The following is a 12404-nucleotide window of genomic DNA, read 5'->3' on the forward strand; positions in this document are numbered from 1 at the left end:
TTACAAACAGCACCTAGGGTTTGAGCCCTGCCGGTATGCCGCTCGGAAACTGCTCAGCAATTTCGCGCTCCAGCACGCCCACGCGGTTGCCGGGGTTGGGGTGCGTGCTCAAAAACTCGGGCCCGCGGCCGCCCCCGCCCGCCTGCTCCAGCACCTGCATCACCTGAATCATGGCGCGGGGGTCGTAGCCGGCCTCGGCCGTGTACTTCACCGCCAGCCGATCCGATTCCAGCTCGTCTTCGCGGCCAAAACGCAACGACACCACTTTGGCAATGGCCGCGGCCACCGCAGCGTTGGCAATGGAGCTGCCCGGCCGGTCGGGGTCGTAGGCGGCAATGCCAGCGGCCCCGGCCAGGCCCTGCGTGAGCTGCTGCTTGGCCAGTTGCTCGGCCGAGTGCCGGCCAATTACGTGGCCTACCTCGTGGGCCAGCACGCCGGCCACCTGCCCTTCCGATTTCAGGTTGCGCAGCAACCCAGCCGTAAGGAAAATTTGCCCGCCCGGCAGCGCAAACGCGTTGATGGTGTTTTCGTCGGCCAGCAAGTGAAAGTTGAACTTGTAGGGCGACTGCGCCGCCCCCGACGCCTGCACCAGCGCGGCCCCGATGCGGTCGATGGCGGCTTGGGCCTGCTCGTCGGGGTGCAGGCCGCCATATTGCTGCGCCATTTGCGGCGCCGCCTGCAGCCCTAGGGCAATTTCCTGCTCCGTGGTCATGTTCACGTGCTGCACCTCGCCCGTTACGGGGTTGGTTTGCCGCTTGCAGTAATAGGTGATAAACGAAAAACCTGCGACAAGCAGGGCTATTATGTATCGGAGTCCGCCTCTCATGGTGTGGGTTCGTGGAAGTAAAACAACGGCGCGGAAACTTCGCCGCACATTCTAACGAACGCCGCCCAACAGGGTTATGCAGCGGCAACGCAGCCAAAACCGCAGTGCTTGCGTATCAGGCTGAAACGCGCTGGCCGCCGGCCGGCGCTGGTAAGCACTAACTCCCCCGAACCATGAATCAGAAACGAACCTTTGGCTCTTTGCTGACGCTGCTCGGCATCGCGGCCATCATTTACGGTGCCCTGGGCCTGCTGGGCATGGTAGCCCTTAGCAAAATCAATTCGCTGGTGCCGCTGGGCGTCGGCCTCATTTTCTTCTTTTCCGGCATTAGCCTGGTACGCGCCACCGGCGACCGACCGGCCTAACCGCCTCGGGCAAATAGCCTAATGCAAAGCGCCCTGCCTCCTTCCGGAAGCAGGGCGCTTTTGGTTGTTGGCGGCGAAGCTACTGCCCGGCCTGGCCCACCATCGGCGAAATGCCTTGGGTGCGGGCAAAAGCCGGTAGCGCATCGGCCATGTTCAGCCAGTTGGAGGCGTACGGCACCGAGGCCGGCCCCTGCACGTACAGCACCGAGCCGTTTTTAATGGTCTTGATAATGTCGCCGCTTAGCTGGGGTGGCAGGGCCGGGCAACCCTGGCTCCGACCTAGGCGCCCGTGCTGCCGGATAAACTCCGGGCGTACGTAATCGGCGCCGTGCACCACCACGGCCCGCTCGGCGGCGTTGGAGTTGTATTTCGGGTCGAGGCCACGGAGCTTGAGCGAAAGGCCGTGCTTGCCGTAGTAGGTTTCGCCGGTAAGGTAAAAGCCGAGGCTGCTCATCTCCGAGCCGGGGCGGTTCGAGAAGGTGCGGGCCACGTCGGCACCGGTGTTTTTGCCGTGCGCCACCAGCGTGTGGTACAGCAGGCGGGTGCGCTGCAAATCGATTACCCACAGGCGGTTTTGGCGGCTCGAGCGGCTGAAGTCGATAACCGTGAGCACGCCCCGCTTGGCCAGGCCGCGGTTTTTCAGGCTGTAATAGCCAATCATGGCGTTGCGCAGCACCTGCACGTTCAGGCCCGTTTGGGCCAGCCTGGCACCGGCGTACGTCCGGACGAGGTGCTGTTCGAAGGCGGCCATGTAGGCAGCCTGCGTGGTACCATGCGGCCGGGCAGGCGGCGCAGCCTTAACCCGAAGCGGCAAGCTGCTCAGGGCGCACAGCAGCCCCAGGGCGGCGTAGCGGGTAAACTTCATAAGGCGGAGAGAAACGACGAAAGAAGGTGGCTGACGCGTTGAAAGCAAAAATACTAGTTTTGTCCTAAGCAATGCCTCTCAACTAGTGATACGGCAAGCTGGTTCCCATGAAGTTACAACGTCTGCTCCTATCCGTTTCGTGTGCGCTGCTGCTGGCTGGCTGCGGGCAATCAGCCCCTGCCCTGTCGGGCTTCGATGCCGCGGCCTGGCAACAGGATGCCCGCGGGTGCAAAGGCCAGCGCCGGGCGCTTTTCAAAACCTTGTATGAGCAGCGCGATGCCCTGTACGGCAAGCACATCGGGGCCGTATCGGAGTTGCTGGGTCGCCCCGACGAAGAAGAACTGCAGGAGCAGGTTCAGCGCGTGTACTACTATTATCTCGAGCCCGGCGGGCAGTGCGCACCCGGCAGCACAGCCCCCAAAAGCCGCCGCCTGGTGGTGCGTTTTGGCTCGTTGGGTACCGTAATCGAGGTGCTGCCCAGCGCCCCGGCCCCGATGGTGCCGTAGCAACACATCTTATGGTTGCCTATTAAAAAAAGCGGACCGCCTAATTGGGCGGTCCGCTTTTTTTGGTCGACGTTATTTCCAGTTTAGCCTAGGCCGTTTTCAGTGGGCAAAGCATCGGCAGGCAACGCATCGCGTTGCTGCTGCTCTTCGCGCATCAGGCTGATTTGCGACGGAGTCAGAATGCGCTGGCATTCTTGCTCGTATTGCGCTTCCAGCTCAAGCAGCTTGGCTTTGCGGGCATTCACATCGTTGTGGTACTGCCACTGTATCTCGTCGATACGGGCCATTTTAATCTGGTTGATGCCGCGAAGCTTTACCACCTGGGCCTCGGTCAGGCGCAGGCGTTCCGACATATGCCGCGTAAGGTTATCCGCCTCAACCAACACCGGGTTGTGGCTAGGCGCCTCGGGCTGCGGGTCGCGCATCTGCGCATGGGCCACGGTGGCGCACACGCACAGCAGTGCAATGAGGTAGATTGTTTTCATGGTGGAGGAGCAACAGGAGGTATTTGGCCTTCAAACGTAGCAGCCATTCAGAAGTTGCTATGTTTAATCCAAATATATATTTGTTAAGTTTTAAACCAACTCTCCTCAATAACATTTTTTCTAGAATTCATTGTTCCTGAAAAAGTAGAAAAATGACGAGCTGGATTGCCTCCCTGGTGGCAAGCAAAAAGCCCGGCTGGCAGGCCGGGCTTTTAGTGTCATGAAGGGTTAGTTATCAGCTATTCTACGTGCTGAAGGGGCTTGTGGTCGGGGCTTTTGAAGTATTGCATGGCAATCAACGAGATAATCATGCCTCCCCAGGAGCCTTGCAGCACAATGGCCAGGAATGCAATGGTTACCGACAAATCGAAGCCGAAGAGCTGTTCCTCGCGCAATTGCTCCATCAGATTCGGAAACACCGCCACGTAGATAACGAAGAACAAAGCAAACAGCACCGAGCCCACGATACCCGTCATGATGCCGGTGCCGAAACCCTGCAGGTAGGGCATGCGGTCGTGGCGCGCGCGCTTGAAATGAGCAATCGACATGCAAATGCCGACTACCAGCACCAGCTGGTTGAGCCAGCTGTAACTCATGTTGGAGGCAAAGCCAAATAGCGAAGCAATTACCAGATACAGGCTCATACCAATGGCCGAAAAGATGCCATAGCGGATTGCGTTGCGTTCGGGAGAGAGAAGGGCGTCAGCCATAAGGCAGGTAGTTTTGGTTGTTGGAAACGGGAAACTTTCCCTAGCGGAGTGGTACTCACCGCACTAGGTTCCGTTAAGTGCTTTGCTTCATAATACTGCTAATGCCAGCCCGCGGTTATGGTACTGTCGACTTTTTCAACTGATTTTTTCGTGCAAATGGCTGATTATGAAGTTTTCTGTTTGGGGATTTTTTAGCCAGCCCTAGGTGTTTAGTATCAGCCCGAACCAGCAGAAGCGGCTAATTTTTAGCTACCTTTGCGCGATTTTTAGGCGCCGGTTCGCCCCTCCCAACTCTGCTAACCCATCAGCATGATCAGTACTACCAACGTCAGCCTGCGCTATGGTAAGCGCGTGTTATTCGAAGACGTCACCATCAAGTTCATGCCCGGCAACGTGTATGGCCTTATTGGGGCCAACGGGGCGGGCAAGTCAACCTTTCTGAAGATATTATCGGGCGAGATTGAGCCGAACACCGGCTCGGTGGACATGCCCAACGGCGCCCGCCTGTCGGTACTGAAGCAGGACCAGTTTGCCTACGACCAGCACGCCGTGCTGCAGACGGTTATTATGGGCCACCAGCGCCTCTGGAAGGTGATGGAAGAAAAAGACGCCCTGTACGCCAAGGCCGATTTCTCCGACGCCGACGGCGAGCGGGCCGCGCAGCTGGAGGGCGAGTTTGCCGACCTGGAGGGCTGGAATGCCGAATACGAGGCAGCCGAACTGCTCTCGGGCCTGGGCATTGGCGAAGACAAGCACTACACCCTGATGGGCGACCTAGGGACCTCCGATAAGGTGCGTGTGCTGCTGGCGCAAGCGCTGTTCGGCAACCCCGATGTGCTGCTGCTCGACGAACCGACCAACGGCCTCGACGCCGAAACGGTACTGTGGCTTGAGAACTTCCTCGACGGTTTCCAGAACACAGTAATCGTAGTAAGCCACGACCGCCACTTCCTGGATGCGGTGTGTAACTACATGGCCGACCTCGACTTCTCGAAGATTACCATGTACCCCGGCAACTACTCGTTCTGGTACGAGTCGTCGCAGCTGGCTTTGCGCCAGCGCCAGGAGGTAAACAAGAAAACCGAGGACAAGCGCAAGGAACTGGAAGAGTTCGTGCGCCGCTTCTCGGCCAACGCTTCCAAATCCAAGCAGGCTACCTCGCGCCAGAAGCTGCTGCAAAAGCTCACGCTGGAGGAAATCAAGCCCTCGTCGCGCAAGTACCCGTACATCGCTTTCAAATCGGAGCGCGAGGCCGGCAACCAGCTGCTCTCGGTTGAGAACCTGAGCGCCTCGGTTGACGGGCAGGTTATTTTCCGCGACGTGTCGTTCACGCTCGACAAGAAGGACAAGGTGGCCATCGTAGGTCGCGACGACCGCGCCGCCTCGCTCCTGTTCGACATCCTGTTTGAGCAGGTGAAGGCCGGCAGCGGTACCTTCAAGTGGGGCACCACCATCACGCCCTCGTACTTCCCGAAGGAAAACACGGAGTTCTTCAACACCGACCTGAACCTCGTGGACTGGCTGCGCCAGTACTCCACCGAGAAAGACGAGTCGTTTATCCGGGGCTTCCTGGGCCGCATGCTGTTTTCGGGCGAAGAGTCGCAGAAGAAGTCGAACGTGCTGAGCGGCGGTGAGAAGGTGCGCTGCATGCTTTCCAAGATGATGATGGAAAGCGGCAACGTGCTGGTGCTCGACGACCCCACGAACCACCTCGACCTCGAAAGCATTACGGCCCTGAACAACTCGCTGCGCGACTTTGCGGGCTCTATGCTCTTCGCCTCGCACGACTTGCAGTTCATTGACACCATTGCTAACCGCATCATCGAATTGACACCCGATGGAATCATTGACAAGCGGATGTCGTACGAGGAATACCTGGCCGATGAGAACATCAAGGCCCAACGCCAACGCATGTACCAAACGGTAGGCGCCTAACGTTTGCGAAGGCCGCGGATGCAACGATCCGCGGCCTTTTTGTTTCTTCACGCAATTAGTTCTTCCACTACTCTTCTCCTATGAAGCGTTTTCTGCTGGCGGCGGCCCTAGGTGCCGCCGGGCTGTTGGCCCCCCGGACCGAGGCCCTTGCCCAACGCACCGATAGCACCTACGTGAAGCCGCAGTTGCCCACCGGGCCACCCATGGCCCCGCCCCGCCCGCAGCAGCCCGCGCGTACCACGCAGCCTGCGCCCATGCCGCAGCAGCCCCAACAGCCGGCTACCCCAGCGAAGCGCTCCAACACCATCGACGACGACAACCGGCCCGCACAGCCATTGCCCGGCAGCCCCGCGCAGCCCACTAACCCGCGCAGCGGTACCGTCGACGACGACGGCCGCCCTGCCCAGCCGCTGCCTGGTACTCCGGCGCCACAGCCTGCGCCGGTATCGCCGCGCGTTGGCATCGACGACGATGGCCGCCCTGCCCAAACGCTGCCTACCGATGGCGTGGCCCCCGGCGCTACGCTCGAGCAGAAGCGTGAGCCGAGCAAGTACTTCCTGTACACCAACTTCAGCCTGGGCCTGAACTCCAACTCCTTGGGTGGCACTGTCTTCAACATCGGGGCCTCGCCGGCCATCGGCTACCGCATTACGCCGCGCATCGCCATCGGGCCGGGCATCGTGTACTCGTTCAACAACTACTCTATTCCGCGGCAGTTTGCCACTCCTGGCAGCCCACGCAACATTTCGGGCCACAACATCGGCGGCAAAATCTTCGGTCAGATCATCGTGTACAAGCAGTTTTTTGTGCACGCCGAGTACGAGGTTACCCGTGCCGAGCTGATCGGCGACTACGTGGTGGGCAATACGGTGTATGTAGATAAGGTAGAAACCACCGTGAAAACGCCCCTGGCCGGCGTTGGCTACCGCCAACAGTTCGGCGACCGGGCCGCCGGCGACATTGCGGTGCTCTACAACTTCAACGATGGGCTGAACGCGAACATCTACGGCCAGCCCGTTATCCGCTTCAGCTTCCTTTTCGACCTGGGCAAGTAAAACGGCCCTAGGTGCCGCGCACAAAAAAAGGCTGCTCCCAAACGGGAGCAGCCTTTTCGGTTTTTCAGACTCAGGTAGTGCGGCGGAGGTTATACAACCCGCCCGCCGCGTATGAGGCGCAGGATGATGGCGATGATGGCAATTACCAGCAGAATGTGGATGATGTTGCCCAGACCGAAGCTGTCGAAACCGAGAAAACCAAGGGCCCAGATAATGATCAGGACCACAGCGATGATATACAGTAGGTTACCCATGGTGGGGGAAGTTTTGGTGAATGGTGTGGAAGAGAACGAAGGGTCGCCGCCCCGGTTACAGCCTGTTTGATGCGTGGCCGGCGAGGCGTTCTGGGGGTTTTTACGCGGCCTCATGCAAAAGGATATAAGCACAAGCAAAAAATAATAAAAAATATAGCCATACACCTATGTATATAATTGATAACGTGCACGAAAACTTTCCGGCCCGCCTGCTGTTGGCGGCTGTTATCGGGCAGCAAACGCACCAAAGGCAACTTTGGCAGCCCAATGGTTTAGGTTAGCTTTGCCCGTGCGCAGCGGCTGTGCCGCGTTTTCTCACGCTCATTTTTCCCCACCTCCCACCACATGCTGAACGTTGCCGTAATTGGCTCGGGCACCATGGGCAATGGCATTGCCCACGTATTTGCCCAGTATGGTTTTCCGGTTACCCTGATCGATATCAACCAGGCCGCCCTCGATAAGGCCGTGCTCACCATCACCAAAAACCTCGACCGCCAGGTGACCAAAGGCTCGCTGACGGAAGACGACAAAACGGCTACCCTAGGTCGGCTGCGGCCCAGCACCTCGCTGGCCGAAGGCGTGCGCGAGGCGGGCCTAGTGGTTGAAGCCGCTACCGAGAACGTGACCATTAAGCTGGACCTGTTCCGCCAGCTCGATGAGCTGACCCCCGCCGACTGCATTCTGGCCTCGAACACCAGCTCCATCAGCATCACCAAAATTGCCGCTGCTACCAAGCGCCCCGACAAGGTGATTGGCATGCACTTCATGAACCCGGTGCCGGTAATGAAGCTCGTCGAGGTTATTCGCGGCTATGCCACCTCCGACGCCGTGACCGAGCAAATCATGGAGCTTTCGCGCCAGCTGCAGAAAGTGCCCACCGAGGTAAACGACTACCCTGGTTTTGTGGCCAACCGCATTCTGATGCCCATGATCAACGAGGCCATCTACTCGCTGTTTGAGGGCGTGGCCGGGGTGGAGGAAATCGACACCGTGATGAAGCTGGGCATGGCGCACCCCATGGGCCCGCTGCAGCTCGCCGACTTTATCGGGCTAGATGTGTGCCTGGCCATTCTGCGGGTGCTGCACGAAGGCCTGGGCAACCCCAAGTACGCTCCCTGCCCGCTGCTGGTGAACATGGTAATGGCCGGCCGTCTGGGTGTGAAGTCGGGCGAAGGCTTTTATACCTACACCGCGGGCTCCAAGGAGCTGGTGGTGGCCCCGCGCTTCGCCAAGTAACGGCCGGGCGGTACTCATATATATGTGCTGCTTGTGGCGGACCAGGGCTTCGGCTTTGGTCCGCTTTTTTTGTGCGGAGCTAAAGCCGGGCACCCGCGCACACCGTAGGTAGGCCGAATGATAACCCATCCGATGCGCATTAAACTTTCGGGCCGAATTTCGGCTTATGTACGTATGCAACGCTACCTGCTTGTGCTGCCCCTGCTGCTTGGCCTGGCCCTAAGCGCATTTGGGCAAGCAAAACCTACTTCAAAATCAGCGAAACGAATGGAACTCGCAACGTTTGGCGCCGGCTGCTTCTGGTGCGTCGAAGCCGTATTTCAGGATCTGGATGGTGTCGAAAAAGTGGTGTCGGGCTACGCCGGCGGCCGCATAGCCAACCCTACTTACAAGGAGGTGTGCTCGGGCCTCACCGGCCACGCCGAGGTGGTGCAGCTTACCTTCGACCCCAGCAAAATCACCTACGACGAGCTGCTCGAAATCTTCTGGAAGACGCACGACCCCACCACCCTCAACCGCCAGGGCAACGATGTGGGTACCCAGTACCGCTCGGTAGTTTTTTACCACAACGACGAGCAGAAGCGCCTGGCCGAAGGCTACAAGAAGAAGCTGAACGACGCCAACGCTTTCGGCAAGCCCGCCGTGACGGAAATTTCGGCCGCGCCTACCTTCTACGCTGCCGAAAACTACCACCAGGACTACTATAACCAGAACATGCAGCAGCCTTACTGCCAGTTTGTGGTGAAGCCCAAGGTGGATAAAGTACGTCAGGTGTTTGGCGATAAGCTCAAGGCCGAAGCCAAACGCTAGGCTTCTCAACAGTATTACCAAGCCCGGCCCGGTGCCGGGCTTTTTTTATGCCCTTGCCGCTACCCCGGTGCCCTAGGTGGTACTGGGCCCTAACCCTGCCCACGGCCTTCCGTAACAACCGTGGCCGCATTGCACCCACACCGCTACTCACTAAAACCCTTTAATATTTACCGAGCATGGGCAAATGCGTGCTTATTATCCATGGCGGGGCCGTAAACACCGATCCGGCTACCATCCCGCCCGAAAAAGAAGAGCAGCTGAAGAAAGGCCTGAAAGCAGCGCTGATGGCTGGGTATGAGATTCTGGAACGCGGCGGGCACGCGCTCGATGCCGTTGAGGCAGCCGTAAAGAGCATGGAGGATAACCGCCTCTTCAATGCGGGCCGCGGCGGCATGTTCAACATCAACGGGGAGGTTGAAACCGAAGCCTCGATTATGGATGGAGCCACCCTACGTGGCGGGGCCGTAAGTGGCCTGAAGCTGGTGCGGAACCCCATAAGCCTGGCCCGCACCGTGATGGAGAAGTGCAAGCACTCGTTTCTGACCGCCGAAGGCGCCCAGGAATTTGCTTTGTCGCAGGGCCTTACGTTGCAGGACCCCAACTACTTTAAGACCGACGAGCAACGGCAAGAGTGGATGGATACTCTGCAGGAGGCCGATGTAGAGCACGCGAACAAAAAAGACACCGTGGGGGCCGTAGCCCTCGACATGCACGGCAACCTGGCCACGGCCACCTCTACCGGCGGCATCGAGGGCAAGCTGCGCGGCCGCGTGGGCGACAGCTGCATCTTTGGCGGAGGCGCTTACGCCAACAACGAGGTGTGCGCGGTTTCCTCAACCGGCGACGGCGAAATCATTATGCTGGCGGGCGTGGCGCACGAGGTGTACGCGCTGCGCAAGTACAAGAAGATGACCATTACCAAAGCCGCGCAGGCGGCCGTGGAAATGTACGCCGACAAGCTCATCGGCGACCGGGGCATCATCGCCCTCGACCCCGAGGGCAACATTGCTATCGAATCGAACACCAACGTGTTTCGGTGCGCCTACCAAGCCGACGACAAAGACCCCTTTATTGCCATCTGGAAGGAGGAACTGGAAAACCACTTCAAGTAACCCCCTCCTTAGCCAACAAAAAAGCCCGGCCACTTAGGCCGGGCTTTTTGCATCTGGGCTGCTTTCGTTACACCGCTACGTTGTGCTCGCGCAGGGCGTCGTTGAGCGAGGTTTTGAGGTCGGTGCTGGGCTTGCGCTGGCCGATGATGAGGGCGCAAGGCACCTGGAACTCGCCGGCCGGGAACTGCTTCGGCAACGAGCCCGGAATCACTACCGAGCGCGGCGGCACGTAGCCGCGGTACTCCTTGCCCTCGGGCGTGCTTACATCGATAATGCGGGTGCTGCCCGTGATGGTAACGCCGGCGCCGATTACGGCTTCTTTGCCGATGTGGCAGCCTTCGACCAGAATGCAGCGCGAACCGATGAAAGCACCGTCTTCAACAATTACCGGGGCAGCCTGCACCGGCTCGAGCACGCCGCCCAGGCCCACCCCGCCCGACAGGTGCACGTGCTTGCCCACTTGCGCGCACGAGCCCACGGTAGCCCAGGTATCCACCATGGTGCCTTCGCCCACGTAGGCGCCGATGTTCACGTACGAGGGCATCATGATGACGCCGGGCGCCAGGAACGCCCCGTAGCGGGCCACGGCCGGCGGCACCACGCGCACTTGCTGCTGGGCGTAGTTGGTCTTGAGCTTCATCTTGTCGTGAAACTCGAAAATGCCTACTTCCTCGGTTTTCATTTGCTGCAGCGGGAAGTACAGGATAACGGCCTTTTTCACCCAGTCGTTTACCTGCCAGGTGCCGTCTTCTTTGGGCTCGGCTACGCGCAGCAGGCCGCGGTCGAGGTGGTCGATTACGTTGCGGATGGCCTCTTGCGTGGCGCTGTCCTGCAGGCGGGCGCGGTCGGTCCAGGCCGCTTCGATGAGAGCTTGAATGTCGGTCATGATGAGTCCGAAGGAGAGTTAAGCGGCCGCAGGTTTTATGCGGCCGCGCGAAAGTAGTAGGTTTGACCTTGTGCATCCCCCTTCGCGCCCCACTCCTGTCGTATTATTGGCCTCGGTGCTCAAGCCCGTGGACGATACGCGCATGTGCGAGAAGTTCGGGCGCACCCTGGCCGCGGCGGGGTACGAGGTGCACATTGCGGGCCGCGCCGGCAACTCGGTAACGGCACAGCAGGGCATTGGCCTCCACCCTGTTTTCAGCGGCCACCGCCTTTCCCTAGGTCGGCTCGCAGCTCAGTGGCGCTACTGGCAGCTGCTGCGGCACCTGCGCCCGGGCCTGGTAATAGTGCACGCCCCCGAGGTGCTACCGGCCACCTTGCTTTGGCAACTGCTGGGCTCGGGGCGCAGGTTTATGTACGACGTGCGCGAGAATTACGCGCTCAACATCAGCACGCAGCAGGTATACCGCGGGTGGCTGAAACGCCTGCTGGCCGCGGGCGTCACCTTCATCGAAAAAGCCGCTGCCCGCCGTGCCGCCGGGGTGTTGCTAGCCGAGCGCAGCTACGCCGCGGAGCTTGGCTACTTGCCCCCGCAGCGCACCGTAGTGCTCGAAAACAAGTACATAGCTCCGCCCAGCAGCGTTCGGCCAGGCCCCAGGGCGTGGCCCGTATGTTTGCCACCTAGGGAGCAGCCGTTACGTCTGCTGTTTTCGGGCACGCTCTCCACGCTTACCGGCGTTTTCGATGCCATCCGGTTTGCCGAGCAGCTCCGCGGTGTTTGGCCCAAGCTGCAGCTCACCGTAATTGGTTACTGCCAGCAACCCCACGAATTGCAGCGGCTGCAGCAGCTGGCCTCCGACAACAGCCCCTGGCTTACGCTGATCGGCGGCGCCGAACCGGTACCGCACGAGGCCGTTGTGGCCGCCATTGGCCGGCACCACCTAGGGCTGCTGCCCTACCGGCCGCACCCCAGCTCGTGGCGCTGCATCCCCACCAAGCTCTACGAGTACATGGCCAACTGCCTGCCCGTACTGATACCGCCCAACCCGCTGTGGACCATCGAAATCGGGCGGTATTCGGCGGGGCACGTGGTGGATTTTGGTGAGACGCTGCCCGCCGCACAACTCGAGCAGCTGGCCAACAAGCTGATCGATAAAAAATACTACCCCGCCGGCCCCGTTGCCGATGCCCTGTGGCAAACCGAGGCCCCGCGCCTGCTTGCCGCCGTAGCTGCCGCTCTGCCACCTCCGCGGGCGGCAACTAGCCACCTAGGCGCTGCGTTGTAAGCGCAACACTAGTTGTTATCTTTGACGCCTTTTTTGCCCGTTTTTCCCGCCCCGACCTCATACCACACCCCATCATC

Annotated in this window: 14 protein-coding genes; 8 read left to right on the forward strand and 6 right to left on the reverse strand. The window is 59.9% G+C overall.

What is annotated here, in order from left to right; translation table 11 throughout:
* Positions 1 to 13: 13 nt before the first annotated feature.
* Positions 14 to 826: a M48 family metalloprotease gene (locus OIS50_RS05735; protein WP_264693362.1), complete on the reverse strand. Its 813-nt coding sequence runs from the start codon at positions 824 to 826 to the stop codon at positions 14 to 16.
* A gap of 173 nt (positions 827 to 999) precedes the next feature.
* Between OIS50_RS05735 and OIS50_RS05740 the strand changes: the two genes are divergently transcribed.
* The gene (locus tag OIS50_RS05740; protein WP_264693363.1) at positions 1000 to 1191 is read left to right on the forward strand and encodes a hypothetical protein; all 192 of its coding nucleotides are present in this window, start codon (positions 1000 to 1002) and stop codon (positions 1189 to 1191) included.
* A gap of 79 nt (positions 1192 to 1270) precedes the next feature.
* On the opposite strand, the gene OIS50_RS05745 is transcribed toward OIS50_RS05740, so the two are convergent.
* Positions 1271 to 2056: a murein L,D-transpeptidase catalytic domain family protein gene (locus OIS50_RS05745; RefSeq protein WP_264693364.1), complete on the reverse strand. Its 786-nt coding sequence runs from the start codon at positions 2054 to 2056 to the stop codon at positions 1271 to 1273.
* A 107-nt stretch (positions 2057 to 2163) separates the two neighbouring features.
* Between OIS50_RS05745 and OIS50_RS05750 the strand changes: the two genes are divergently transcribed.
* Positions 2164 to 2562, forward strand: a complete 399-nt coding sequence (locus OIS50_RS05750; RefSeq protein ID WP_264693365.1) for a hypothetical protein — start codon at positions 2164 to 2166, stop codon at positions 2560 to 2562.
* Between the two features lie 83 nt (positions 2563 to 2645).
* Here OIS50_RS05750 and OIS50_RS05755 read toward each other — a convergent pair whose 3' ends face one another.
* Both OIS50_RS05755 and OIS50_RS05760 read right to left on the reverse strand, forming a co-directional pair.
* On the reverse strand, positions 2646 to 3047 hold the full coding sequence (locus OIS50_RS05755) for a hypothetical protein (RefSeq protein WP_264693366.1): 402 nt from the start codon (positions 3045 to 3047) through the stop codon (positions 2646 to 2648).
* A gap of 239 nt (positions 3048 to 3286) precedes the next feature.
* Complete coding sequence (locus OIS50_RS05760) at positions 3287 to 3757, reverse strand: DUF4199 domain-containing protein (protein WP_264693367.1); 471 nt, start codon at positions 3755 to 3757, stop codon at positions 3287 to 3289.
* 309 nt (positions 3758 to 4066) lie between these two features.
* Here OIS50_RS05760 and OIS50_RS05765 point away from each other — a divergent pair, with 309 nt between their 5' ends.
* The gene (locus OIS50_RS05765) at positions 4067 to 5692 is read left to right on the forward strand and encodes an ABC-F family ATP-binding cassette domain-containing protein (RefSeq protein WP_264693368.1); all 1626 of its coding nucleotides are present in this window, start codon (positions 4067 to 4069) and stop codon (positions 5690 to 5692) included.
* Between the two features lie 80 nt (positions 5693 to 5772).
* A complete protein-coding gene (locus OIS50_RS05770) occupies positions 5773 to 6747 on the forward strand; it encodes a hypothetical protein (protein ID WP_264693369.1) in 975 nt (324 codons plus the stop codon).
* Positions 6748 to 6836: 89 nt separating this feature from the next.
* On the opposite strand, the gene OIS50_RS05775 is transcribed toward OIS50_RS05770, so the two are convergent.
* Positions 6837 to 7001 carry a lmo0937 family membrane protein gene (locus OIS50_RS05775; RefSeq protein WP_264693370.1) on the reverse strand — a complete coding sequence of 55 codons (165 nt, stop codon included), beginning with the start codon at positions 6999 to 7001 and terminating at the stop codon, positions 6837 to 6839.
* 345 nt (positions 7002 to 7346) lie between these two features.
* On the opposite strand from OIS50_RS05775, the gene OIS50_RS05780 reads away from it, so the two are divergent.
* The 3 genes from OIS50_RS05780 (at position 7347) to OIS50_RS05790 (ending at position 10159) form a co-directional block, all read left to right on the forward strand.
* Complete coding sequence (locus tag OIS50_RS05780) at positions 7347 to 8237, forward strand: 3-hydroxybutyryl-CoA dehydrogenase (protein WP_264693371.1); 891 nt, start codon at positions 7347 to 7349, stop codon at positions 8235 to 8237.
* A gap of 267 nt (positions 8238 to 8504) precedes the next feature.
* A complete protein-coding gene (gene msrA / locus OIS50_RS05785) occupies positions 8505 to 9047 on the forward strand; it encodes a peptide-methionine (S)-S-oxide reductase MsrA (protein WP_264693372.1) in 543 nt (180 codons plus the stop codon).
* A 188-nt stretch (positions 9048 to 9235) separates the two neighbouring features.
* Positions 9236 to 10159, forward strand: coding sequence for an isoaspartyl peptidase/L-asparaginase family protein (locus tag OIS50_RS05790; protein ID WP_264693373.1), 924 nt, complete (start codon positions 9236 to 9238; stop codon positions 10157 to 10159).
* Between the two features lie 67 nt (positions 10160 to 10226).
* On the opposite strand, the gene OIS50_RS05795 is transcribed toward OIS50_RS05790, so the two are convergent.
* Entirely contained in the window at positions 10227 to 11045 is an 819-nt protein-coding gene (locus tag OIS50_RS05795) for a 2,3,4,5-tetrahydropyridine-2,6-dicarboxylate N-succinyltransferase (RefSeq protein ID WP_264693374.1), read from the reverse strand.
* Positions 11046 to 11115: 70 nt separating this feature from the next.
* Between OIS50_RS05795 and OIS50_RS05800 the strand changes: the two genes are divergently transcribed.
* A complete protein-coding gene (locus tag OIS50_RS05800; RefSeq protein WP_264693375.1) occupies positions 11116 to 12327 on the forward strand; it encodes a glycosyltransferase in 1212 nt (403 codons plus the stop codon).
* Positions 12328 to 12404: the final 77 nt, after the last annotated feature.

Source organism: Hymenobacter sp. YIM 151858-1 (assembly GCF_025979705.1).
In the GTDB taxonomy this organism is placed as follows: domain Bacteria; phylum Bacteroidota; class Bacteroidia; order Cytophagales; family Hymenobacteraceae; genus Solirubrum.

Excerpts from the sequence above, each read along its gene's own strand:
- OIS50_RS05735 (WP_264693362.1), bottom strand. The coding sequence starts at position 826 with ATGAGAGGCGGACTCCGATACATAATAGCCCTGCTTGTCGCAGGTTTT.
- OIS50_RS05740 (WP_264693363.1), top strand. The coding sequence starts at position 1,000 with ATGAATCAGAAACGAACCTTTGGCTCTTTGCTGACGCTGCTCGGCATC.
- OIS50_RS05745 (WP_264693364.1), bottom strand. The coding sequence starts at position 2,056 with ATGAAGTTTACCCGCTACGCCGCCCTGGGGCTGCTGTGCGCCCTGAGC.
- OIS50_RS05750 (WP_264693365.1), top strand. The coding sequence starts at position 2,164 with ATGAAGTTACAACGTCTGCTCCTATCCGTTTCGTGTGCGCTGCTGCTG.
- OIS50_RS05755 (WP_264693366.1), bottom strand. The coding sequence starts at position 3,047 with ATGAAAACAATCTACCTCATTGCACTGCTGTGCGTGTGCGCCACCGTG.
- OIS50_RS05760 (WP_264693367.1), bottom strand. The coding sequence starts at position 3,757 with ATGGCTGACGCCCTTCTCTCTCCCGAACGCAACGCAATCCGCTATGGC.
- OIS50_RS05765 (WP_264693368.1), top strand. The coding sequence starts at position 4,067 with ATGATCAGTACTACCAACGTCAGCCTGCGCTATGGTAAGCGCGTGTTA.
- OIS50_RS05770 (WP_264693369.1), top strand. The coding sequence starts at position 5,773 with ATGAAGCGTTTTCTGCTGGCGGCGGCCCTAGGTGCCGCCGGGCTGTTG.
- OIS50_RS05775 (WP_264693370.1), bottom strand. The coding sequence starts at position 7,001 with ATGGGTAACCTACTGTATATCATCGCTGTGGTCCTGATCATTATCTGG.
- OIS50_RS05780 (WP_264693371.1), top strand. The coding sequence starts at position 7,347 with ATGCTGAACGTTGCCGTAATTGGCTCGGGCACCATGGGCAATGGCATT.
- msrA (WP_264693372.1), top strand. The coding sequence starts at position 8,505 with ATGGAACTCGCAACGTTTGGCGCCGGCTGCTTCTGGTGCGTCGAAGCC.
- OIS50_RS05795 (WP_264693374.1), bottom strand. The coding sequence starts at position 11,045 with ATGACCGACATTCAAGCTCTCATCGAAGCGGCCTGGACCGACCGCGCC.